General features: G+C 68.5%; 21 protein-coding genes and 1 tRNA gene. 12 read left to right on the forward strand and 10 right to left on the reverse strand.

Going from position 1 to position 21,592, the window contains the following annotated elements:
• Positions 1 to 40 precede the first annotated feature (40 nt).
• Together LGR64_RS16370 and LGR64_RS16375 are read left to right on the forward strand one after the other, a co-directional pair.
• Positions 41 to 232 (forward strand): hypothetical protein, encoded by a 192-nt coding sequence (locus LGR64_RS16370; protein WP_230356114.1) that lies wholly within the window; start codon positions 41 to 43, stop codon positions 230 to 232.
• Between the two features lie 42 nt (positions 233 to 274).
• Entirely contained in the window at positions 275 to 481 is a 207-nt protein-coding gene (locus LGR64_RS16375; protein ID WP_012204496.1) for a helix-turn-helix transcriptional regulator, read from the forward strand.
• A gap of 26 nt (positions 482 to 507) precedes the next feature.
• Here the strand turns inward: LGR64_RS16375 and LGR64_RS16380 are convergent, their stop codons facing one another.
• From LGR64_RS16380 to LGR64_RS16405, 6 genes are all read right to left on the reverse strand, one after another.
• Positions 508 to 1,815, reverse strand: a complete 1,308-nt coding sequence (locus tag LGR64_RS16380) for a type II toxin-antitoxin system HipA family toxin (RefSeq protein WP_141833993.1) — start codon at positions 1,813 to 1,815, stop codon at positions 508 to 510.
• Positions 1,815 to 2,222, reverse strand: a complete 408-nt coding sequence (locus LGR64_RS16385) for a helix-turn-helix domain-containing protein (protein WP_088165354.1) — start codon at positions 2,220 to 2,222, stop codon at positions 1,815 to 1,817. Before LGR64_RS16385 ends, LGR64_RS16380 begins: the two co-directional genes overlap by 1 nt.
• A gap of 119 nt (positions 2,223 to 2,341) precedes the next feature.
• Entirely contained in the window at positions 2,342 to 3,358 is a 1,017-nt protein-coding gene (locus LGR64_RS16390) for a tyrosine-type recombinase/integrase (protein ID WP_141833996.1), read from the reverse strand.
• Between the two features lie 185 nt (positions 3,359 to 3,543).
• Positions 3,544 to 3,630 (reverse strand) — tRNA-Leu (locus LGR64_RS16395).
• Positions 3,631 to 3,750: 120 nt separating this feature from the next.
• Positions 3,751 to 6,966, reverse strand: coding sequence for an efflux RND transporter permease subunit (locus LGR64_RS16400; RefSeq protein WP_043825239.1), 3,216 nt, complete (start codon positions 6,964 to 6,966; stop codon positions 3,751 to 3,753).
• Positions 6,963 to 8,195 carry an efflux RND transporter periplasmic adaptor subunit gene (locus tag LGR64_RS16405; protein ID WP_141833999.1) on the reverse strand — a complete coding sequence of 411 codons (1,233 nt, stop codon included), beginning with the start codon at positions 8,193 to 8,195 and terminating at the stop codon, positions 6,963 to 6,965. Before LGR64_RS16405 ends, LGR64_RS16400 begins: the two co-directional genes overlap by 4 nt.
• Before the next feature lie 174 nt (positions 8,196 to 8,369).
• Between LGR64_RS16405 and hpnC the strand changes: the two genes are divergently transcribed.
• The 4 genes from hpnC (at position 8,370) to LGR64_RS16425 (ending at position 12,680) form a co-directional block, all read left to right on the forward strand.
• Complete coding sequence (gene hpnC, locus LGR64_RS16410; protein WP_141834002.1) at positions 8,370 to 9,254, forward strand: squalene synthase HpnC; 885 nt, start codon at positions 8,370 to 8,372, stop codon at positions 9,252 to 9,254.
• A gap of 67 nt (positions 9,255 to 9,321) precedes the next feature.
• Entirely contained in the window at positions 9,322 to 10,167 is an 846-nt protein-coding gene (gene hpnD, locus LGR64_RS16415; RefSeq protein ID WP_012204489.1) for a presqualene diphosphate synthase HpnD, read from the forward strand.
• Positions 10,164 to 11,537, forward strand: coding sequence for a hydroxysqualene dehydroxylase HpnE (hpnE, locus tag LGR64_RS16420; protein WP_141834005.1), 1,374 nt, complete (start codon positions 10,164 to 10,166; stop codon positions 11,535 to 11,537). Before hpnD ends, hpnE begins: the two co-directional genes overlap by 4 nt.
• 123 nt (positions 11,538 to 11,660) lie before the next feature.
• Positions 11,661 to 12,680 carry a Bug family tripartite tricarboxylate transporter substrate binding protein gene (locus tag LGR64_RS16425; RefSeq protein ID WP_097202878.1) on the forward strand — a complete coding sequence of 340 codons (1,020 nt, stop codon included), beginning with the start codon at positions 11,661 to 11,663 and terminating at the stop codon, positions 12,678 to 12,680.
• Between the two features lie 33 nt (positions 12,681 to 12,713).
• Here LGR64_RS16425 and LGR64_RS16430 read toward each other — a convergent pair whose 3' ends face one another.
• Positions 12,714 to 13,397, reverse strand: coding sequence for a GntR family transcriptional regulator (locus tag LGR64_RS16430; protein ID WP_012204486.1), 684 nt, complete (start codon positions 13,395 to 13,397; stop codon positions 12,714 to 12,716).
• A 167-nt stretch (positions 13,398 to 13,564) separates the two neighbouring features.
• Here LGR64_RS16430 and LGR64_RS16435 point away from each other — a divergent pair, with 167 nt between their 5' ends.
• The 3 genes from LGR64_RS16435 to LGR64_RS16445 all read left to right on the forward strand — a co-directional run bounded on the left by LGR64_RS16435 (position 13,565) and on the right by LGR64_RS16445 (position 15,953).
• Positions 13,565 to 13,963, forward strand: coding sequence for a carboxymuconolactone decarboxylase family protein (locus LGR64_RS16435; protein ID WP_012204485.1), 399 nt, complete (start codon positions 13,565 to 13,567; stop codon positions 13,961 to 13,963).
• A gap of 10 nt (positions 13,964 to 13,973) precedes the next feature.
• Positions 13,974 to 14,837 carry an NAD(P)-dependent oxidoreductase gene (locus LGR64_RS16440; RefSeq protein ID WP_141834008.1) on the forward strand — a complete coding sequence of 288 codons (864 nt, stop codon included), beginning with the start codon at positions 13,974 to 13,976 and terminating at the stop codon, positions 14,835 to 14,837.
• A gap of 132 nt (positions 14,838 to 14,969) precedes the next feature.
• The gene (locus LGR64_RS16445; protein WP_016454061.1) at positions 14,970 to 15,953 is read left to right on the forward strand and encodes a tripartite tricarboxylate transporter substrate binding protein BugD; all 984 of its coding nucleotides are present in this window, start codon (positions 14,970 to 14,972) and stop codon (positions 15,951 to 15,953) included.
• A gap of 174 nt (positions 15,954 to 16,127) precedes the next feature.
• Here LGR64_RS16445 and LGR64_RS16450 read toward each other — a convergent pair whose 3' ends face one another.
• Genes LGR64_RS16450 through LGR64_RS16460 form a run of 3 tightly spaced genes read right to left on the reverse strand, consistent with a single transcriptional unit; the run spans position 16,128 to position 18,031 of the window.
• Positions 16,128 to 16,340, reverse strand: a complete 213-nt coding sequence (locus LGR64_RS16450) for a DUF2788 domain-containing protein (protein WP_046240878.1) — start codon at positions 16,338 to 16,340, stop codon at positions 16,128 to 16,130.
• A gap of 56 nt (positions 16,341 to 16,396) precedes the next feature.
• Positions 16,397 to 17,230, reverse strand: coding sequence for a DUF2189 domain-containing protein (locus LGR64_RS16455; protein WP_141834011.1), 834 nt, complete (start codon positions 17,228 to 17,230; stop codon positions 16,397 to 16,399).
• Between the two features lie 30 nt (positions 17,231 to 17,260).
• A complete protein-coding gene (locus LGR64_RS16460; RefSeq protein ID WP_141834014.1) occupies positions 17,261 to 18,031 on the reverse strand; it encodes an HAD family hydrolase in 771 nt (256 codons plus the stop codon).
• A 91-nt stretch (positions 18,032 to 18,122) separates the two neighbouring features.
• Here LGR64_RS16460 and hemH point away from each other — a divergent pair, with 91 nt between their 5' ends.
• The 3 genes from hemH to LGR64_RS16475 all read left to right on the forward strand — a co-directional run bounded on the left by hemH (position 18,123) and on the right by LGR64_RS16475 (position 21,585).
• A complete protein-coding gene (hemH, locus tag LGR64_RS16465) occupies positions 18,123 to 19,220 on the forward strand; it encodes a ferrochelatase (protein ID WP_141834017.1) in 1,098 nt (365 codons plus the stop codon).
• 146 nt (positions 19,221 to 19,366) lie between these two features.
• Positions 19,367 to 20,341, forward strand: coding sequence for a sulfurtransferase (locus LGR64_RS16470; protein WP_230356116.1), 975 nt, complete (start codon positions 19,367 to 19,369; stop codon positions 20,339 to 20,341).
• A gap of 146 nt (positions 20,342 to 20,487) precedes the next feature.
• Positions 20,488 to 21,585, forward strand: coding sequence for a YeeE/YedE thiosulfate transporter family protein (locus LGR64_RS16475; RefSeq protein ID WP_016454056.1), 1,098 nt, complete (start codon positions 20,488 to 20,490; stop codon positions 21,583 to 21,585).
• Positions 21,586 to 21,592 lie beyond the last annotated feature (7 nt).

Genomic DNA, 21,592 nt, shown 5'->3' on the forward strand with positions numbered 1-21,592 from the left:
CGCCCTGCGCAGCTACCGCGCCACCCTCATCCCCCACGGTGTGGACGCCGCGCAGCTGGATCAACTGGCCGACGCCCGCCTGCTGCCCGTGCTGCGCCTGAAGGCGGCCAGCGCCAGCCACGCCCAGGCCTGCGCACTGCTGGCCAGCGGCCGGCCAGTGCTGCGAGTCGAGCGAGTTGAATGTGTGGAGCGCAAGAAGGCAGGCAAGTCCATCACGCCGCGCCACACCTGATCAAGCACCCCAGCACCGGACACGACATCGGAGAACACCGCAATGACGCAACAGAACATGGAACTCTTTCACAGCGCCCCGCGCCTGGACACCCAGGGCATCGCCAACTACCTGGGCCTGAGCCGCGAGCACGTCACCGCGCGCCTGACCAAGCGCCCTGACTTTCCCAAGCCCTTCATCAACGCCAGCCGCCGCATCCGCTACTGGCGCATGGCCGACGTCAAGGCCTGGGCCGAGGGGCGCCGGTGAGCCGGCACCAGGCAATCGCCGTGCGCTCAGTGATCGCTGCCCGCAAGAAAACGGCGTGCCTGGTCGCGCGCCCCGTCGAAGATCTGCCGGGCCATAGGCTGCGGCACGCTGGCCGGCAGGCGCGGCTGCAGCCGGTCGATGGCGCCGTCCAGCGCCTCGACCATCTCCACCATGCTCTCCCACAGGCCTGCGATGCGCGTGGTCTCGGCCAAGGCCTTCCAGTGGCGGCGCTGGATCTCGGCCAGGCGGTAGTGGCGGCTGCGCCCCGGCAGGGCCATGGCCATCCTGGCGCGCTGGCGGGCAATCTTGCCTTGGCCATGGCCGATGATGGGCCAGGCCGACAGCACGTCGTACAGCGGTGTCATCTCATAGCGGCCGCCCGGCTGCAGGAACACCGAGAAATTCTTGGCATGCCCGTCCGTGGCCGCCAGCAGCCAGAACGCCAGCTGGGCCATCACGAAGCGGGCGCAATCCTGGGCAGGCTCGCTGCCATGCTGCAGCACCTGCAGGCACTGCAGCATGCCGGGCCCGCCGTGGGTCTCGTACTTGTTGGCGCTGGCAACGCCGCGCACCTGGCAGAAATCTTCCTGGGGCAGGCGCGCAATCCAGCCCTGTGCCGTCCAGGCGCGGTCAAAGCGCTCCACGCACAGAACCTGCTGCCCGCCAAAGCTCTCGATGCTGCTGTCGGCCACGGCAAAGCCCAGCTCGGCCAGCAGGCGGGCGCACAGCCACTCATTGGCCACTGACTCGCTCAGGTTGTAGTGCCAGTGCGGCACCACGCCGATGGCCGGCTTCAGGATATGCGTGGTCGGCGTCGCACCCAGCGGGCGGCACCACTGGCCGCCATGGCGCAGCACCGCCGTCTTCTCCTGCGCACCGGCAATGGACAGCCGGAACTCCTGGTCCACCTCCAGCGCACCAAACCCGCCACCCAGGCTGGCCAGGTGCTCTGCAATCTGCGCCTCGCTCAGCGGCTCGAAGCGCACTTGGTCAAAACCGTCGGGCACGGCACCCTCGGGCAGCAGCTGCACGGCCCCCACGCAATCGCGGCCAATGGCCTCCAGCAGCGAAAACGCATCGATCCCGCGCAGCCCGAAGCGCTGGTGAATGCGCCGGCGAATGCCCTCGCCATCCGGCAGCAGATTGTCGAAATAATGGGCCACCACCTCGCCCGCCACCGTCAGGTCGCGCGTGAAGGGCATGGACAGTGACAGCGGCCGCGCATGCGCGCTCTGCGGCCAGGCCGGGTCATAGGCGAACACATGGCGGCCCGTGCGCGTGACCTCCCAGGTGCCCACCCGCTCCCCATTCATCCAGACGCCCAGCGCCGCCATCACCAGGACCCTTTCGGCTTGCGGTCCTGCCAGTGCGGCGGCAGCGCCTGCGGCTTGAAGGTCACGGGGCGGTCGGCGGGCTTGCGGGGCACGTTGTCACCCGCGTACGGTTGTGGAGCTGGCTCGGCAACCCTCAACGCAGCAGGCACAGGCCCAGGCACAGGTGCAGACGCAGAAGAAGCCACCGCATCCGCCCTGGGCCGCATGAGCAGATCGGCATCCAGCAGCTGCAGGATCTCCATCAGTTGGCGCACGCTGATGGCGGCCGGGTCACGCTCTATCGCCGCCACACGCGACTGGGACACGCCCAGCCGCTGTGCCAGTTGGGCCTGGCTCACGCCAGCGGCCTTGCGCAGCGACTTCAGGTGCAGCGCAAGCTGATCGGGCAGTTGCAACAGGTGGTCCATCGTGTTCTCCTGGCCAGGGCATTCAAAATATCATCTCAAGATGATGAATTGAAATTATCACTCTAGAATAATATTGTCAACATATCATATTGGAGTGATATTTCTGGCAACCATACTGCCTACAACCGTGCCGCGATGTCCTCGGCCGTCTCCCGGTAATAGGTATTGAACAGCTCGTTGATATCCACGTGGCCGCTGATGCGGGCCAGCGTCATCACATCCACGCGCTTGCTCAGCCAGGTCAGCGCCGTGGCGCGCAGGTCGTGAAAGCGCAGGCCCTCCACCATCACCCGGTCGCGCAGCTTGCGGTAGAGCGTGTCGCGGCTGGCGTCGCTGATGGTCCAGTAGGCGTCGCGCCCGGCAGCCTCGGCGGCGGCGTCCAGCACGCGCAGCAGGCGCACGGCACGGCGCGTCAGCGGCACATGGCGCTCGCCCACCTTGGCCTCGGTCTTGTGGTGCGGCAGGTGGTAGACCCGGCGCTTGAGATCCACATTGCTGCGGCCCATGCGCAGGATCTCGCCGCTGCGCATGGCCGTGTGCAGGGCCACCAGCATGGTCCAGGCCGTCTGCTCCATGGCGGTGACAGGCGCCAGGCGCGGCGAGACATTGGCCGAGCGCAGCATGCGCCGCACCTCGCTCCACTGCCCCGTGCGCCGGCGCGCATGGGACTTGGCCGGCAGCTTGATCTCCGGCCAGGGGCTCTTGCCCACCCATTTCCACTGCTTGACCGCCAGAGTCCAGATCGGACGGAACTGCTGCGCCTCGCGCAGCACGCTGGCGCCGGAGACCTGCTGCAGCCGCGCATCGCGCCAGCGCGCCAGGTCGTCGCCCGTGATCTCGTGGAAGACCTTGGAGGCCAGCTCGGGGAACTCGCGCAGCCAGGCATCAAAGCGCAAATGGTCGGCCCGCGCCGTGCTGGCCGTTTTTTTGTCGGTGACCTCGCGCCGATAGCGCTCCACCGCCTCGACCAGCGTGCGCCGCGGAAACTCCCCGCGCGCCCCGGCCAGAATGGCTGCCTCCTCGGCCACGGCCCAGCCCTGCGCCTCGGCCTTGGTCGCCCGCGTGGCGGTGCGCCGGATGCCCGCACGCTCCACCTCGGCCCGCCAGCCGTTCTTCACCTTACGGAAATACGCCATCCCACCTCCTGCAGCCCGCGCGGGATCACAAGCGGGATCTGCGCGGGATTGTGATGTGATTTTGCGCTGTTTTGTGCCGGTTTCAACCCGTTCTGTTTTGCCCCCAGAACCCAGAAAAAAAGCCCGCCTCCTCTGCAGGAAGCGGGCTTGAGCAGTGTTCGCCGCAGTTGAGCGGCGTTGGTGCGTGGTGCGCGGGGGGGGACTCGAACCCCCACACCATTGCTGGCGTCAGGACCTAAACCTGGTGCGTCTACCAATTTCGCCACCCGCGCTGGTTCTTGGGGGAGCCGCCTGCGCGGCGGCTCCTAGGTCAGGGCGCAGATTCTAGCCGCAATTGCGGGGTGCATTGCCATACCCCGGATTTGAGCGGCGACCTCTGCGTTTTCGCCGCCTCAATGCGTGGGCTCGCGGCGCACGCGGAACACGGCGGCGTACATGGCCGGCAGCGCCAGCAGTGTCAGCACCGTGGCCACGATCAGCCCGCCCATGATGGCCACGGCCATGGGGCCCCAGAACACGCTGCGCGACAGCGGGATCATGGCCAGCACGGCGGCGGCAGCCGTCAGCACGATGGGGCGCAGGCGGCGCACGGCGGCTTCGATGATGGCGTCCCAGGCCGGCACGCCGCGCGCGCGGTCGGTCTCGATCTGGTCGATCAGGATCACCGAATTGCGCTGGATCATGCCCATCAGCGCCACCACGCCCAGCAGCGCCACGAAGCCGAAGGGCCGGCCCAACAGCAGCAGCGCCGCCGCCACGCCGGGAATTCCCAGCGGCCCGGTGATGAACACCAGCAGTGAACGGCTGACACTGCGCAGTTGCAGCATGAGCAGCGTGAAGGTGAGGAACAGCATCACCGGCACGCCGGCAACGATGGCATCCGAGCCCTTGGAGCTTTCCTCCACGGCGCCGGCCACATCGATGCGGTAGGCCGTGTCGCCCGCAGCGTGCCAGCGCGCCTCGATCTCACGCAGGCCCGGCAGCAGCGCGTGGGTCAGCGTTGCGCCCTGCAGGCCTTCGCGCACATCGCCCTGCACCGTGATGGCGAACATGCGCTTTTCTCGCCACATCACGCCGGGCTCCCAGACCATCACGGGCTTGGCGATCTGCGTGAGCGGGATCGACTTGCCCGATGCCGTGGGCAGGTAGGCGTTGGCGATGTCGGTGATGGCGTCGCGCTCCGAATACGGCGTGCGCAGCACGATGTCGATGAGCTTGTCACCCTCGCGGAACTGGCCCACGGTGGAGCCGCTGAGCATGACGCGGGCCGCCTGGGCGATGGCCTGGCTGCTCACGCCCAGGGCGCGCGCCTTGTCCTGGTCCACCTCCAGGCGCACGGCCTTGACGGACTCGTTCCAGTTGTCGTTGACGCCGCGCATGTCGGCGTTGGCGATCATGACCTGCTTGACCTCGTCGGCATAGGCACGCAGCTTTTGCGGATCGGTGCCGGACACGCGGAACTGCACCGGATAGGGCACGGGAGGCCCGTTGGGCAGCAGCTTGACGCGGCCGCGCACCTCGGGGAACTCCTGGGCCAGCAGCGCCGGCAGCGATTTGCGCAGACGCTCGCGCGTGGGCAGGTCCTGGGCGACCAGGATGAACTGCGAGACGTTGTTCTGCGGGAACACCTGGTCCAGCGGCAGGTAGAAACGCGGCACGCCCGAGCCTACCCACTCGCTGACCGTGCGCACGCCGTCCAGCTGCATGAAGCGCTCTTCCACGCGGCGCGTGACGGCTTCGTTGGCGGCCAGCGACGTGCCCTCGGGGAACCAGATGTCCACCAGCACTTCGGGCCGGCTGGAATCCGGAAAGAACTGCTGCTGCACGCGCGACATGCCCACCAGGCCCAGCGCGAAGACCAGCACCGTGATGGCGATGGTCAGCCAGCGGTGCGTCACGCACCAGTTCACGGCGCGCCGGAAGCGGTTGTAGAACGGGCTGTCGAAGACTTCATGCTCGGCAGACGAGGCATTGAGGTTGGTCTCCTCGATGGGCACCTCGCCCGAGGCCACCTCGGGCGGCAGCGTGGCCGCGTGCGGCGGGCGCTTGAGCAGCAGCATGCCCAGGTAGGGCACGAAGTACACCGAGGCGAACCAGCTGAGCACCAGCGCAATCACCGTCACCGCGAAGATGGCGAAGGTGTACTCGCCCGTCATGGACTTGGCCATGCCGATGGGCAGGAAGCCCGCCGCCGTGATCAGCGTGCCGGTCAGCATGGGCTTGGCCGTGATCTCGTAGGCGAAGGTGGCGGCGCGGTACTTCTCGTAGCCCTCCTCCATCTTGCGCACCATCATCTCGACGGCAATGATGGCGTCGTCCACCAGCAGGCCCAGCGCGATGATCAGCGAGCCCAGCGACACCTTGTGCAGGCCGATGTTCCAGTACCACATGGCCAGGAAGGTCGCGGCCAGCACCAGCGGAATGGTGATGGCCACCACCAGGCCCGGGCGCGGGTCGATGTACCAGCGCTTCCACAGCGGCTGGTGGCCCTCGCGCTTGTGCAGGCCCAGGCTGATGAAGCTCACGGCCAGCACCACCACCACGGCCTCGATCAGCACCTGCAGGAACTCGTTGACCGAATCGGCCACGGCCTTGGGCTGGTCCTGCATGTTGGCCAGCTCCACACCGGCCGGCAGCGTGCGTGCGATGTCGCCCACGGCGCCGCGCAGGGACTTGCCCAGGCGGATGATGTCGCCGCCCTTGGTCATGGACACGCCCAGCGCAATCGTCTCGCGCCCCTGGTGGCGCACCTTCACATTGGCCGGATCGGCATAGCCCCGGCGGATCTCGGCGATATCGCCCAGGCGCAGCTGCGCGCCCGATGCGCCGCGGATCGGCATGGCGCGCAGCTCGTCGACCGCCAGGAACTGGCCGGCCACGCGCACCTGCACGTCCTCGCGCGGCGTCTGCAGCACGCCTGCGCCCTCGATGGCGTTTTGCTGGCCCAGCTGGCCCAGCACCTGGTTCATGTCCAGGCCCAGCTGCGACAGGCGGCGCTGCGACAGCTCGATGTAGACCTTCTCGTCCTGCACGCCGAACAGCTCGACCTTGGCCACATCGGGCACGCGCAGCAGGCGCTGGCGCACGTCGTCGGCCATGGTCTTGAGCTCGGCGTAGCTGAATCCGTCGGCCTGCAGGGCGTAGATCACGCCATAGACATCGCCGAACTCGTCATTGAAGAACGGCCCCTGCACGCCCTGCGGCAGGGTGTAGCGCATGTCGCCAATCTTCTTGCGCACCGTGTACCACAGCTGCTGGACATCGCCGGGGCGCGAGTTGTCCTTGAGCTGGAAGATGATCATCGACTCGCCGGGCTTGGAGTAGCTGCTGATCTTGTCGGCGTAGGGCACCTCCTGCAGCGTGCGCTCGATCTTGTCGGTGACCTGCTCGGCCATCTGCTGCGCCGTGGCGCCGGGCCAGTTGGTGCGCACCACCATGGCGCGGAAGGTGAAGGGCGGGTCCTCGTCCTGCCCCAGCTGGAAATACGAGGCAAAGCCCAGCAGGAGCAGCACGACGATGAAATAGCGCGTCAGCGCCACATGGTCCAGCGCCCAGCGCGAAAGATTGAAGTGCGCGCCCTGCGGCGCCTTGTGTTTGGGCCCGCTCATTGGGCCGCTCCGCTGGGCGCAGCGCCTGTGGCGGCAGGTGCCTGTGCAGGCTGTGTCTGTTGCTGCTGCTGTGCCGGCTGCGGGGCCTTGTCATAACGGTCCTGATAGACCGTGACCTTCTGGCCTGGCGTGAGCACATGCACGCCGGCGGCCACCACCTGCATGCCGGGCGTCAGGCCTGCGGCAATCACGGCCTCGTTGCCATCGGCCGTGGCCAGTTGCACGGGCTGCAGCTTCACCGTGCTGCTGGCGGCATCGAACACCCACACGGCCGTGCCCTGGCCACCGCCGCCTTCCTGGCGCAGCGCGGTGGTGGGCAGCTTGATCACGGGCTGGCCCGTGGGGCCCATGCCCTCGGGCAGTGCGTGGACCGTGGCACCCAGCGGCGGCACGGCGGCGGCGTCCGAAGTGGGCAGTGCCACCTTCACCTGGTAGGTGCGCGTGACGGGATCGGCACTGGCTGCCACCTCGCGCACCTGGCCCTGCAGCGGCTGCATGCCGGCCGACCACGGGCGCACATTCACCTTCTGGCCCACGCGGATGGCGCCGCGCTTGTCCTCCGGCACCACGAACACCACGTCGCGCGGGCCGTCCTGGGCAATGCGCACCACGGGCGAGCCAGCCGACACCACCTGGCCGGGCTCGGCGTCTATGCCGGTCACCACGCCGGGCACATCGGCCAGCAACTGCGCGTAGGACTCCTGATTGCTCTGCGATGCCAGCTGTGCCTTGGCCTGGTCCAGCGTGGCCTGGGCGGACTTGAGCGTGGCCTCGCGCCGCTCCAGCTCCGCACCGCTGATGAAGTTCTGTGCCTTCAGCTGCGAGTAACGCCTCACATCGGCAGCGGCAAGATCGCGCTGCGTGGTCGCGGCCGCCACCTGGGCGCGCGCGGCGTCAGCTCCCAGCCGGTAGTCGCTGGCATCGAGCCGTGCCAGCAACTGGCCTGCCTGCACGTGCTGGCCCAGCTCCACCTCGCGGCGAACGAGCTTGCCGGCCACGCGAAAGCCCAGGCGCGACTCTATGCGCGCGCGCACCTCGCCCGCGTACTCCAGCTGCGTGTCCAGCGCGCCCACGCCTACGGTGAGCAGCTTGACGGCGCGCACCGGCTCGGGCGGCGGCTCGGCCTTGGAGCAGGCGCCCAGCGCCAGCGCAGCGGCCAGGCACAGAGGGGCAAGAAGAAGATGGCGCGGCAAAGCGGGCGCGGCAGGGTTCGATGGCAAGTCGGGCATGTGGATCCGGGAGGGCTGGTGCGAAAAGCGGCTGCGGGCTGCAAGATCCGGGCAACATGCCGCGGCAGCTGGCTGGCGCCGTTTACTGACTGACGGGTTAGTAATTTAGGAGAAGCCCTTGAGCCCGTCAAGTGAAATGCATGGCCTTGCGCGCAGCATCGACAATCGGCCACCGTGAAGTCCACCGCTCCCACCCTGCCCGCCTCCCCCGCCCCGGTCACGCACTACGAGAACTTTCCCGTGGCGTCCTGGCTGTGCCCGCCCCGCTTGCGCCCGCCGATTGCCGCGCTCTACCACTTCGCACGCACTGCAGACGATCTGGCCGACGAGGGCGACGCCACGCCGTCCGAGCGCCTGGCCGCGCTGGCCGCCTACCGTGCCGACCTGATGGCGCTGGGCACCGAAGGCGAGGCCTCCATGCTCGCCCGCACAGCCTGGCCTCTTGTCTTTGCAGGGCTGGCGCCGCAAGTACGCGCCCACCAGCTGCCGCTGGCGCTGATGGACGACCTGCTCAGCGCCTTCGCGCAGGACGTGCGCAAGACCGAGTCCGGCACCACCTACGCCGACCGCGCGGAGCTGCTTGACTACTGCCGCCGCTCGGCCAACCCCGTGGGCCGGCTGCTGCTGCATCTGTACGGGGTGGACGATGCCGAATCGCTGGCCCGCAGCGACGCCATCTGCACCGCCCTGCAACTGATCAATTTCTGGCAGGACTTCAGCGTGGACCTGCCACGCCAGCGCCACTACCTGACCGATGCCGACTGCGCCGCCCATGGCGTGCGGCGTGAAGACCTGCGCGCCGAGCCCGCTGCACTGACCCCTGCCGTGCGCGCACTGCTGGCCGAGCAGTCGGCCTGGGCGCGCGCACTGATGCAGTCCGGCGCACCGCTGGTGCACCGCCTGCCGGGCCGCATCGGCTGGGAACTGCGTCTGGTGGTGCAGGGCGGGCTGCGCATCCTGGACAAGGTCGATGCGCTACAGGGCGCCAGCCTCTACCGCCGCCCCACCGTCGGCAAGGCCGATGCCCCGCTGCTGCTGTGGCGCGCCCTGCGCATGTGATGGCGGGCCGGCCGTTGCGACACCCAGGCTTTGGCTCCCAGCCGTCCATGGGACAATCCGGCCCCATATGAATCCGGATCAGTACGTCCAAGACAAGGCTGCCGCCTCGGGCAGCAGCTTTTATTACGCCTTCCTCTTCCTGCCGCGCGAGCGCCGTGCGGCCATCACCGCCTTTTATGCGTTCTGCCGCGAAGTGGACGACGTGGTGGACGAAGTCTCCGACCCCGGCGTGGCCGCCACCAAGCTCGGCTGGTGGCAAAACGAAGTGCACCAGGCCTTTGCAGGCAAGCCCTCCCATCCCGTGATGCGGGCACTCATGCCGCACGCCCCGGTCTACGGCATCGAGGAGCGCCACCTGCAGGCGGTCATCGACGGCTGCCGCATGGACCTGGAGCAGACCCGCTACCTGGACTTCCAGGGCCTGACGCGCTACTGCCACCTGGTCGCAGGCGTGGTCGGTGAAGTGGCCGCGCGCATCTTTGGCCAGACACAGGAAGAAACCACGGCCTACGCCCACAAGATGGGCCTGGCCTTCCAGCTGACCAACATCATCCGCGACGTGGGCGAGGACGCCATGCGCGGACGCATCTACCTGCCCATCAGCGAGCTGCAGCAGTTCGACGTCAAGGCGCATGAGATCACCAAGCGCGAGTACTCCGACCGCTTTACCGCGCTGATGCGCTTTCAGGCCGAGCGCGCCCACCGCCTCTACGACGAGGCCCTGGCCCTGCTGCCCGCGGCCGACCGCCGCACGCAAAAGCCCGGCCTGATGATGGCCAGCATCTACCGCACCCTGCTGCGCGAGATCGAGGCCGACGACTTCCGCGTGCTGCACCAGCGCATCAGCCTGCCGCCGCTGCGCAAGCTGTGGCTGGCCTGGAAGATGCAGGCGCTGGGGCGCATGGCGCGGTGAGCAGAGACAGCGCCAAGGACACGCCGCGCGCCGCCATCCTCGGCGGAGGCTGGGCCGGCTTCGCGGCCGCCCTCATGCTGGCGCGCAGCGGCTGGCACATCACCCTGCACGAGGCCGCACGCGAGCCCGGCGGCCGTGCGCGCGGCATGGACCTCGACACGCCACAGGGCCCGCTGCGCGTGGACAACGGCCAGCACATCCTCATCGGCGCCTACACCGAAAGCCTGCGACTCATGCGCGAGGTGGGCGTGGACCCTGAACAGGCCCTGCACCGCCAGCCCATGGCCCTGCCCTATATCGATGGCAGCGGCCTGCGCTTTCCCGACTGGCCTGCGCCGCTGGATGCGCTGGCCGGCATTGCCACCGCACGCGGCTGGAGCCTGGGCGAGCGTGCAGCCCTGCTGGCGCGCGCCGTGCGCTGGCGGCTGGCGGGCTTTCGCTGCGCGCCGCAGGCCACCGTGGCCGACCTGTGCGCCGGCCTGCCGCAGCGCCTGGTCAGCGAGTTCATCGACCCGCTGTGCATCTCGGCGCTCAACACGCCCATTCACCTGGCCAGCGGCACGGTGTTCCTTCGCGTGCTGCGCGATGCGCTGTTCAGCGGCCGTGGCGGCTCGCATTTCCTGGTGCCGCGCCGTGACCTGGGCAGCCTGTTCCCGGCGCCGGCCGCGCAGTGGCTGCAAGAGCGCGGCCACGCCGTGCGCCTGGGCAGCCGCGTAGCCGAACTGCAGCCCCAGGGCCCGCACTGGACGCTGGGCGCAGCCCAGGGCGAAGACGCGCCCTTCGACGCCGTGCTGCTGGCCTGCCCCGCGCCCGAGGCGGCGCGCCTGGCACTCACCGCTGCCGAGCACGACAGCCTGCCTGCACGCGACGGCATAGCCCTGCAGCGCTGGGCGCAGCTGGCCCAGGACCTGCAGCACCGCCCCATTGCCACCGTCTATGCGCAGGCCTTTGACGCCTCGCACACATTGCCCCCGGGCGCGCCCTGGCTGGCGCTGCGCTCCACGCCCGATGCGCCTGCGCAATTCGTTTTCGACCGTGGGCAACTCGGCGGCCCTCAGGGCCTGATGGCCTTCGTCATCAGCGACAGCGCATCGGACCGCGAAACCCTGCAGGCCCAGGTGCTGGCCCAGGCCCGGGCGCAGTTGGGCTGGCATGGACTGGTTGCGCTGCGCACCGTGATCGACAAGCGCGCCACCTTCGCCTGCCTGCCGCAGCTACAGCGCCCCGGCATGGAGTTGGGCCACGGCCTGTGGGCCTGCGGCGACCATGTGGATGGACCGTATCCGGCCACCATCGAAGGCGCCGTGCGCAGCGGCATGCAGGCGGCCGAGGCCATCGGCCAGGCCCTGGGAGCCGAGGGAAAAGCCTGATCCCCCGGGTATCTCCGTAGCCTGCAGACCCTGGTTTGACAGCAGATTGACAGCCGCCGGCGCCACCATCGCTGGCGCCGCATCCGCTGCCCATTCACTACAACGATAGCCAGGAGACCAGACATGCCTTCGCGCGACTTTCTTCACCACGCAGACCTGCCCCCGCTCGGCCGCCGCCAACTGCTGGCCGGCACGGGCGCCATGGCCCTGTCGGGCCTGTTGCCTGCGGCCGCGCTGGCGCAGGACGCCTGGCCCACGCGTCCCATCCGCTTTGTCGTGCCCTTTGCGCCGGGCGGCAGCTCGGAAATCGTGGCACGCTCCACGGCCGCCGAGCTGTCCAAGACCCTGGGCCAGAACGTCTTCGTGGACAACAAGCCCGGCGCGGCCGGCAACATCGCCATGCAGGAAGTGGCGCGCGCCGATGACCAGAGCACCGTCATCCTGGGCCACATCGGCACGCTGGCCGTCAATCCCTACATCTTCGACAAGCTGCCCTACGACGCGAACAAGGACTTCCAGCCCGTCAGCCTGCTGGCCAAGGTGCCCAGCCTGTACGTGGTCCACCCCGATGTGCCGGTCAAGAACCTGCGCGAACTCATCGCCTACGCCAGGAAGAAGCCCGGCCAGCTCAGCTACGGCTCGGCCGGCAATGGCAGCGCCGGGCACCTGGCCTTCGAGTACCTGAAGATGACGGCCGAGATCTTCATGCTGCACGTGCCCTATCGCGGCACGGGGCCGATGATGACGGACCTGATGTCGGGCCGGCTGGACGCTGCCTCCGTGGGCGCCGCCGCCCTGCTGCCCTTCATCAAGGCAGGCAAGGTGCGCTGCATCGCCACGGGATCGACCCAGCGCCTGCCCCAGTTGCCCGATGTGCCAACCGTGGCCGAGCAGGGCTTCCCGGGTTTCGAGATGACGCAGTGGTACGGCATGCTCGCCCCCTCCAGCATGACCCGAGCCCACGTGGACAAGCTGGCTGCCGAATGCGCCAAGGCCGTCAAGGCGCCCGACGCGCTCAAGCGCCTGCAGGGCGATGCGGCCGAGCCCATCGGCAGCACGCCCCAGCAGTTCGCGCAGTTCATTGCCACCGAGCAGACGCGCTGGCAAAAGGTGCTCAAGCGCGCCCAGGTCAAGCCGGACTGAGCGCAGGCTCAGACCCAGGCACAGGCTCCGGCATCAGCTGGCCGGGCCAGCCTTCTCGGCCATGGCGCGCAACACGCCCTGGCTGGCCTTTTGCACATGCTCGGCGCTCAGGCGCGCGGCCTGGTCCGCATCGCCCTGCTCTATTGCCGCCACGATGGCATCCAGCTCGGCCAGCGTCTGCGGCAGGCGCCCGGGCTGGGACATGGAGATGCGCCGCAGCACCGTCACGCGGTTGTTCAGCTGCCGCAGCATCTGGCCGGCCACCAGATTGCCGCAGCCCTCGATCAGGATGTCGTAGAACTGGTTCTTGATCGCCAGCAGGGCCACCTTGTCGCTGGCCACGGCGGGCACGGCCAGCTCGCCAAGCTTGGCGCGCAGCGCGGCGCGCTGGCCTGCCGAGGCATGCAGCGCAAAGCCCCGGCTGGCCAGCCCCTCCAGGCTGGCCCGCACCTCGTAGATATCGCGCACTTCCTGCACCGAGATGTCCGTGACCTCGGGGCCGCGGTGCGGAACGATGGTGATCAGCCCCTCGGCCTGCAGGTGCTGCAGCGACTCGCGCAGGCACGAACGGCTCACATCAAGGCTCTCGCACAGCTCGCGCTCGGACAGCTTCTGGCCCGGCGCAAACACGCCATCGAGGATGGCCGTGCGCAGGGTCTGCGTCGTGCGCAGGCGCAGCGACGTTTCTTCGCGGGGGACACGCAGCATCTGGTTCATGGGACGAATCCTACCCGCCAATCCAGGGGCCGGACGGACTGACGGATTGTCATACACACACCTGGCCCGGCAGGCAATCCCGATTTTCATCAAGTAGGATTGTCTGACAATCTGATTAAATCCACTCCACCGAAAGACATCTTCACCGCCTTCCATCAGGAGTTTTCATGACCCGAGCCTATGCACCCAAGAACCCTGCCCTCTTCGACCAGGGCCTGTCCACGCGCCGCGAGGTGCTGGGCGCCGAGTATGTCGATGCGTCCATCCAGAACGCCACGGACTTCAACATCGACATGCAGGAACTGGTCACCCAGTACTGCTGGGGCGATGTCTGGAACCGCCCGGGCCTGGACCGCAGGACGCGCTCCTTCCTGAACCTGGCCATGATCACGGCGCTGAACCGCCCGCATGAACTCAAGCTGCATGTGCGCGGCGCCATCAACAACGGCCTGACCAAGGAAGAGGTCAAGGAGGTCTTCCTGCAGACCGCCATCTACTGCGGCGTGCCGGCCGCCATCGACTCCTTCCGCGTGGCTTCGGAAGTCTTCAAAGAGATGGATATCTGAGGCACGCAGCATGACCACCATAGGATTCATCGGCCTCGGAATGATGGGCCAGCCCATGGCCCACCTGCTGCACGCCGCAGGGCACGCCCTGGTCATCCGGGACGCCGTGCCCGCCGCCACAGCACGATTCGCGCAGGAGCATGCGGGCGTGGCCGTGGCATCCGGCGCGGCCGACTTTGCCGGCTGCAGCGTGGTCTTCACCATGCTGCCCGACTCCCGCATCGTCGATGCCGTGGTCGGCGAACTGGCACCGCACCTGCCGCCCGGCGCCTGCATCATCGACATGAGCTCGGCCGACCCCAACCGCACGCGGGCACTGGCCGGCCTGCTGGGCGAGCGCGGCATCGGGCTGCTGGATGCGCCGGTCTCCGGCGGCGTCAAGCGCGCCATTGCGGGCACGCTGTCCATCATGGTCGGTGGCGATGCGGACCTGCTCGCCCAGCACCTGCCCTTGCTGCAACGCATGGGCCAGGCCATCACCCATGTCGGTCCCGTGGGCGCAGGCCATGCGCTCAAGGCGCTGAACAACTATGTCTCGGCAGCGGCCCTCATCGCCACGGCCGAGGCCATCCATGCAGGCGCGGCCTTCGGCATTGCGCCGGCCACCATCGTGGACGTGATCAATGCCTCCACCGGCAAGAACAACACCACCGAAAACAAGGCCCACCAGTTCATGCTGAACGGCGCCTTCAACTCGGGCTTCTCGCTGGCGCTGCAGGCCAAGGACGTGGGCATCGCCCTGTCGCTGGGCCAGGCCATGCACACGCCCATGGCATTGGCCGAACAGGTCAGCGCCATGGCGGCCGAGGCTTCCAAGTCCCTGGGACCCGCCGCCGACCACACCGAGCTGTACAGGTACGTGGCCCCGGCCTGAGCCTGCGCCGTCTCGCCGTCGTCAAGGGCCGCATGCGGCCCTTGCCTTCCTGCCCCACGCCACCAAACACGCCACCGACAACCGGCCGCACAGAGCCGGCGGCCCCTGCACGCGCCTCCAGGAGACAAACCCATGCGCCCCCTCATCCGCAATCCCCTCGCCCAGACCCTTCTCGCCGCCGCGCTGGCAGCGGCCAGCCTTGCCGCCCAGGCCTTCCCCAACAAGCCCGTCACCATCGTCGTTCCCTACGCGGCCGGAGGCTCCACCGACGTGCTGGCCCGCGTGCTGGCCGAAGCCATGACGCGCGACCTGGGCCAGCAGGTCATCGTCGAGAACCTGGGCGGCGCCGGTGGCACCATCGGCACCAGCCGCGTCACACGTGCCCAGGCCGACGGCCACACCCTGCTGCTGCACAACATGGGCATTGCCACTGCGCCCGCGCTCTACAGCAAGCTCGCTTTCGATGTGAGGCGCGACCTGGAACCCATCGCGCTGGCAGGCGACGTGCCCATGATCCTGGTGCGCAGCAAAGGCTTTGCGCCCGCCACGCTGGCGGACTTCATCGCCCACATGAAGGCCAAACCGGGCGAAGTGCGCTTCTCGCATGCCGGCGTAGGCGCCACCTCCCACCTGTGCGCCATGCTGCTGCTGCAGACCACCTCCACCGAGGCCACCCTGGTGCCCTACCGTGGCACGGGCCCGGCCCTGCAGGACCTGGTGGCAGGCAATGTCGATGTCATCTGCGACCAGCCCGTGGCCACCGGCCCGCACATACAGGCGGGCATGCTCAAGGGCTACGCCGTCGCCACGCGCGAACGCCTGCCCTCCCTGCCCGATGTGCCCACCTTCGCGCAGGCAGGCCAGCCCGGCTTCGAGCTTGCCGTATGGCACGGTCTCTACGCCCCGCGAGGCACGCCCCAAGCTGTCATCGAGCGCCTCAACAAATCCCTGCGTACCGCCCTGGCCGAACCCGCCCTGGTCAAGCGCTTCACGGACATGAGCGTCATCATCCCGCCCGCAGACCGCCTCACCCCCGACGCCCTGCGCCAGCACACCGCCGCAGAAATCAAGCGCTGGGACCCGGTGATCAAGGCTGCGGGGGCCAAGGCGGAATAGAGGCGCAGCAAGGAGCAGGCAGGCCAGCAAGATAGGCGCGCTGAGCAGGGCACAAAAACCCGACGCAGCCCAAAGCCTGGGACACCGAGCAAGGGCCGCCCCGCCGCGAGGGTGTCGTCCCCCTCCCGCGAAGCGAGAGAGGGGGAAGCCGCGCAGCGGCTCAGGGGGTGACGATCATCTCTCCATCCACCACTGGATGACGATCTTGGCGATGTAGCCGACAAAGCCCACGCCCAGGCCCAGGAAGATCACGAAGGTGCCGAACTTTCCTGCCTTGGACTGGCGCGCCAGCTGCAGGATGATGAACACCATGAAGAGGATGAAGGCCCCCACGCCATAGGTGAGGAAGAAATGGGCGATCTGTTCTTCTGTATACCCGAATATCACGACAACACCGTCCTACATCCTCCCCTGCAGGCCCGGCCGGTCCGGGCCCGCCCGGCTCAACGCGCCGGGAAGGCCGACGCATCGACCAGATCGCGGTACGCGTGCCAGCTCGCGTGCCCCAGCAGGGGCATCACGGCCACCAGTCCCAGCAGCCAGCTGCCCAGGCCCAGCAGGGTCAACAACACAATGAGGGCGGCCCACAGTGCCAGAGGCACAGGGTTGGCCAGCACGGCCAACCAACTGGTCAGCACGGCCTGGCGCACCGTCACCCGCCTGTCCAGCATCAGCGGCATGGCCACCACGCTGGACGCAAAAATAGGCGCTGCCAGAAAACTGCCCAGCGCCAGCCATATCGCAAACAACTGCCCGTCGCGGGCCAGCACCACGTGCTGCACGAAATCCGCCGGAGTGGCGATGCGCACGGGCGAGAGCACCGTGATCAGCGAGGCCGACACCAGCACCCAGCCCGTGGCCGCCAGCGACAGCAGCAGCCCGAACTGCACCAGGCACCAGTAGCCGCCCTGCCCCTCGGCCTTGGACGCGTGGCCGCTTTGCCAGCGCATCCAGGTGCTGCGCACCAGGGACAGGTCGGCGCGCTCGCCACGCTCCAGCGCACGGCTGATGGCGTAGAGGCTGGTTGCCACGACAGGGCCGACGATCAGGAACCCCGACAGGGCCCCGGCCATCAGCCAAAAGCGATTGTGCCCCAGCGTCAAGATCAAAAACCCGATCAAGGTCAAGACCAGGCCATGTGCCAGGCTCAGCCAGGGTGCCCTGGCCATGTCGCGCGCGCCACGCGCCAGCCAGCTCAGGGGGTGTTTCCAGCCGATGCTGCGCACGGCGGGGAGGACGGGGGTGTGGAAGAAAGCGGTGCTGTGGCTGGTGGGCATGGCATGGCGCGGCTTCGCGGGCAGGCAGGGTCAGCTGTCAGCCAGCCCCTGGCACAACTGCGCAAGGCTGGCCACCGTGACGTGGGGCGTGGACCCCTCGTGAGGCCATGCTACGCCCGTGCGGTTGAGCCAGACTGCGTGCATACCCGCATCCATGGCGCCCAGCGCGTCGAGTCGCGCGTCGTCGCCAATGTGCAGCACCTCGTCAGGCGCCACGCCTGCCGCTGCCGCCGCCGCGTGGAAAAAGCGCACATCGGGCTTGGCCATGCCGGCCTTGCTGGCGCTCAGCGCGGCATGGAAATGCTCGCCGATGCCCACCACATGCACGCTGGCGTTGCCATTGCTCAAGGCCACCACGGGCCAGCGCGCAGCCAGGAACTGCAGGGCGGGCAGCGCGTCCTCGTACAGGTCCACGCGCTGGCGCTCGGCAAAGAAAAGATCGAAGGCCGGCTCGGCCAGCGCGCCGTCGTCGCCATTGCGCTGCAGCGCCAGGCGGATGGACTCGCGACGCAGGCCGCTCAGGTCATGGGCCAGGTCGGGACGATCGCGCTCGATCTGCACGCGGATGGCGCGCAGGGTGGCCACGTCGCGCAGCGCTGCGGCCGTGGTGGGCGCATGGGCGTGCAGCCAGTCCAGCAGCACCTGTTCGGCGCGCGAGATGGCTGGCCATACGGGCCACAGCGTGTCGTCCAGGTCGATGGAAATGGCGCGGATGCGGCCGCTGCGGCGCAGCTGCTGCAAGGCGGCCAATGCAGGGTCAAGAGAGGATTCGGCGAGGGGGGCGATGGTGGCTTGGGACATGGTTCGAGCATAGCGAAGGCAGCCGTTGCCGGCAGCAGCCGGGTCATCCGACTCGCGTGGCAGGCGGCTCCGTCCTGCCACAATCGGCCCCATGCCTTCCCGCTTCGCGCCAGAACCTCCATTCCGCCACGACCAACCCCAGCGCACCGCCGTGCTGCTGTGCAACCTTGGAACGCCCGATGCGCCCACGGCTCCGGCCGTGCGCCGCTACCTGGCGCAGTTCCTGGGCGACGACCGCGTGGTCGAGATCCCCAGGATTGCCTGGCTGCCCATCCTGCACGGCATCATCCTGCGCACGCGGCCGGCCAAGTCAGCGGCCAAGTACGCCACCGTCTGGCATGAGAAGGACGGCTCCCCCCTGCAGCACTGGAGCGCGCGCCAGGCCCTGCTGCTGCGCGGCTGGCTGGGCGAGGCCGGGCACAACGTGCTGGTGCGCCATGCCATGCGCTACGGCAACCCCTCCATCCCCAGCGTGCTCGATGCCCTCAAGGCCGAGGGCGCCACGCGCATCCTCATCCTGCCGCTGTACCCGCAGTACTCGGGCACGACCACGGCCAGCGTGTTCGACGCGGTCTACGACTGGGCCCGCACCCAGCGCCATATTCCCGAGCTGCGCTTCGTCAACCGCTACCACGACGACGCTTCCTACATCGACGCGCTGGCCCAGCGCATCGAGGCCCACTGGCGCGGCAACGGCCGTGGCGAAAAGCTGGTCATGAGCTTTCATGGCGTGCCCGAGCGCACGCTGCACCTGGGCGACCCCTACCACTGCGAATCGCGCAAGACCGCCCGCCTGCTGGCCGAGCGCCTGGGCCTGTCGCCCTCGCAATACCTGGTGACCTTCCAGTCGCGCTTTGGCAAGGCCAAATGGCTGGAGCCCTATACCGAGCCTTCGCTGATCGAGTTGGCACGCAGCGGCACCAAACGGGTGGACGTGGTCTGCCCCGGCTTCACCAGCGACTGCCTGGAAACGCTGGAGGAAATCAGCCAGGAAGCGCGCGAGGCCTTCATGCATGCCGGTGGCGAGCAGTTCGAGTTCATTGCCTGCCTCAACGACAGCGCGCCCTGGATCACGGCGCTGAGCCGCATCGCCCAGCAGCATATGCAGGGCTGGCCCACGCAGAAGGCGCCGCAGGCCGAACTGGACGCCAGCCTGGAGCGCGCCAAGGCCGTGGGCGCACAGCGCTGAGGCCGTTCTGCATCTTCTGCACTGCGCCATATAACCCTGCCTCATGAGCAGAATGCATAAGCGTCTTTGTATATAGATGCTGCAAGCGGGACAATTGCACTCCAGTTGCTTGTTCCGCCGGTCTTCCATGACCGGCCCCAGCCATCATGACCAAGACCTTTTCCCCCGCTCTGCGCCTGGCGGCCCCGCTGCTGGCGCTGGGCCTTGCCTGCACCGCCATCGGCACGGCCCACGCCGCCGAGCCCCTGCTCACCCCTGCCGGCGTGCAGGCAGCCGCCGGCCAGGACGCCGTGCGCATCATCGACATCCGCGATCCCAAGGCCTATGGCGAGCGCCACATTCCCGGCGCGCTCAACGCCCCCTACGGCAAATGGCGCGGCCCCGCGACCAACCCCGGTGAACTGCCCGAGCTGCCCAAGCTCACCGAACTCGTGCAGTCCCTGGGGCTGACGCCGGCCACCCACGCCATCGTGGTCTCCACGGGCGCGGACGCCACCGACTTCGGCGCGGCAGCGCGCGTGTACTGGACGCTCAAGCTGCTGGGCCTCAAGGAGCTGTCCGTGCTCAACGGCGGCATGAAGGCCTGGAACGAGCAAAAGCTCCCGCAGGACAACGAGGCCGTCAAAGTGGCCCGCAGCAGCTACCAGCCCCAGCTCGACACCAGCCTGATCGCCACGCGCGAGGACGTGGGCCAGCACGTCAAGCTCAGCAACGCCGCCCTGGTGGACTCGCGCCCCGACGCCTTCTACCAAGGCAAGACGCGCGCGCCCGCCGCCAAGCTCTCGGGCACCCTGCCCGGCGCGCAGCAGCTGGACTTCAACCAGTGGTTCGTGCCCGGCACCTCCACCTTTGTCGATACAGCCACGGCCAAGCAGATCGCGGCCAAGGTCAAGCGCGAGCAGGGCCAGGACATGGTGGCCTTCTGCAACACCGGCCACTGGGCAGCCACCGACTGGTTCGGCCTGTCCGAAGTCGCGGGCCTGCCGGGCGTCAAGCTGTATGCGGGCTCCATGGTGGACTGGACGCAGCAGGCCGATGCGCCGCCCATGGCCAACCAGCCCGGCCGCGCCGAATCCCTGGCCTACGACGCCAAGCAGTGGTGGGAAAAAAAGTTCAAGTAAACACCCCCTGAGGCGCTTTGCGCCTTCCCCCTTGAAGGGGGACGACGCCATCGGCTGGGCGCACCCGCCGCGAGGCGGCTCTTGCCCGGCGTCTCTGGCTTTGGAGTGTGCCGGTAGCAAAGTGCCGCGCCATGGAGAAAAATGATATGAAACGACTTCCTCTTGCGGCCATCCTGGCCGTTTTCTTTGGCTGGCTGCTGTGGAGCGTCTCGGTGCGCCAGGCCGCGCTGTTCGCCGTGGGCCTGGGCCTGGGCGCGGTGCTGGCCGGCAAGCGCTTCGGCTTCACCACGGGCTGGCGCATGCTGATCGAGGACAAGGACGCCAGCGGCGTCTTCGGCCAGTTGCTGCTGCTGGCGCTGGCCGCCGCGCTGGCCATGCCGCTGCTGGGCCACTATCCTGAACTCACGGCCGCCCTGGGCCCGCCCAGCATCAGCCTGCTGGTGGGCGCCTTCGTCTTCGGCCTGTGCATGCAGATCGCGGACGGTTGCGGCAGCGGCACGCTGTACAAGGCCGGCATGGGCATTCCCATGAATGCGGCCATCCTGCCCGTGTTCGCCATTGGCAGCTTCCTGGGCAGCCTGCACCTGGGCTGGTGGCTGGACCTGGGCAACACCCAGCCCGTGGGCCTGGTCACGGCCTGGGGCTGGGCCCCTGCCCTGCTGGCCACGCTGGCGGCGCTGGCCGTGGTTGCGCTGGGCGTGGCCTGGTATGTGCGTGGCGCCAATGTGGCGCTCAAGCGCCCGGCCAAGCCGCTGTTCGTGCGCAAGTGGGTGGTGGGCGCGGTGCTGCTGGCCGTGCTGGCCACGCTCAACCTCATCATTGCGGGCCAGCCCTGGGGCGTGGTCTACGGCTTCGGCCTGTGGGCCGCCAAGATCGCCAATGCCACAGGCGCCGTGGACCTGGCCGGCAACTGGTTCTGGAGCCAGCCCGGCAACGCCGCGCGCCTGCACGAGACCGTGCTGCTGGACGTGACCAGCATCACCAACATCGGCATCCTGGGCGGCGCCCTGTGGGTGGCTGCCGCCAAGCCCGTCAATGCCAAGCCGCTCACGGGCACGCAATGGATGGTGGCCCTGGTGGCCGGCCTGGTGCTGGGCTACAGCTCGCGCCTGGCCTTCGGCTGCAATGTGGGCGCCATGCTCTCGGGCATCTCCACGGGCAGCATCCACGGCTGGATCTGGGTGCCGCTGGCGTTTGCCGGCACCATCTTCGGCCTGCGCATCCGCCGCCACTTCAATTTCTGACAGGACC

The sequence above is a fragment of the Delftia sp. Lp-1 genome, assembly GCF_020523835.1.
Classification (GTDB): Bacteria; Pseudomonadota; Gammaproteobacteria; order Burkholderiales; family Burkholderiaceae_C; genus Comamonas; species Comamonas acidovorans.

What these genes read in the sequence shown, in the direction of transcription:
- LGR64_RS16375 (WP_012204496.1), top strand. Translation starts at nt 275, where the DNA reads ATGACGCAACAGAACATGGAACTCTTTCACAGCGCCCCGCGCCTGGAC.
- LGR64_RS16460 (WP_141834014.1), bottom strand. Translation starts at nt 18,031, where the DNA reads ATGTCCCAAGCCACCATCGCCCCCCTCGCCGAATCCTCTCTTGACCCT.
- LGR64_RS16475 (WP_016454056.1), top strand. Translation starts at nt 20,488, where the DNA reads ATGAAACGACTTCCTCTTGCGGCCATCCTGGCCGTTTTCTTTGGCTGG.
- LGR64_RS16445 (WP_016454061.1), top strand. Translation starts at nt 14,970, where the DNA reads ATGCGCCCCCTCATCCGCAATCCCCTCGCCCAGACCCTTCTCGCCGCC.
- LGR64_RS16400 (WP_043825239.1), bottom strand. Translation starts at nt 6,966, where the DNA reads ATGAGCGGGCCCAAACACAAGGCGCCGCAGGGCGCGCACTTCAATCTT.
- hemH (WP_141834017.1), top strand. Translation starts at nt 18,123, where the DNA reads ATGCCTTCCCGCTTCGCGCCAGAACCTCCATTCCGCCACGACCAACCC.
- LGR64_RS16380 (WP_141833993.1), bottom strand. Translation starts at nt 1,815, where the DNA reads ATGGCGGCGCTGGGCGTCTGGATGAATGGGGAGCGGGTGGGCACCTGG.
- LGR64_RS16435 (WP_012204485.1), top strand. Translation starts at nt 13,565, where the DNA reads ATGACCCGAGCCTATGCACCCAAGAACCCTGCCCTCTTCGACCAGGGC.
- LGR64_RS16405 (WP_141833999.1), bottom strand. Translation starts at nt 8,195, where the DNA reads ATGCCCGACTTGCCATCGAACCCTGCCGCGCCCGCTTTGCCGCGCCAT.
- LGR64_RS16430 (WP_012204486.1), bottom strand. Translation starts at nt 13,397, where the DNA reads ATGAACCAGATGCTGCGTGTCCCCCGCGAAGAAACGTCGCTGCGCCTG.
- LGR64_RS16425 (WP_097202878.1), top strand. Translation starts at nt 11,661, where the DNA reads ATGCCTTCGCGCGACTTTCTTCACCACGCAGACCTGCCCCCGCTCGGC.
- LGR64_RS16390 (WP_141833996.1), bottom strand. Translation starts at nt 3,358, where the DNA reads ATGGCGTATTTCCGTAAGGTGAAGAACGGCTGGCGGGCCGAGGTGGAG.
- hpnD (WP_012204489.1), top strand. Translation starts at nt 9,322, where the DNA reads ATGAATCCGGATCAGTACGTCCAAGACAAGGCTGCCGCCTCGGGCAGC.
- LGR64_RS16385 (WP_088165354.1), bottom strand. Translation starts at nt 2,222, where the DNA reads ATGGACCACCTGTTGCAACTGCCCGATCAGCTTGCGCTGCACCTGAAG.
- LGR64_RS16470 (WP_230356116.1), top strand. Translation starts at nt 19,367, where the DNA reads ATGACCAAGACCTTTTCCCCCGCTCTGCGCCTGGCGGCCCCGCTGCTG.
- LGR64_RS16440 (WP_141834008.1), top strand. Translation starts at nt 13,974, where the DNA reads ATGACCACCATAGGATTCATCGGCCTCGGAATGATGGGCCAGCCCATG.
- LGR64_RS16455 (WP_141834011.1), bottom strand. Translation starts at nt 17,230, where the DNA reads ATGCCCACCAGCCACAGCACCGCTTTCTTCCACACCCCCGTCCTCCCC.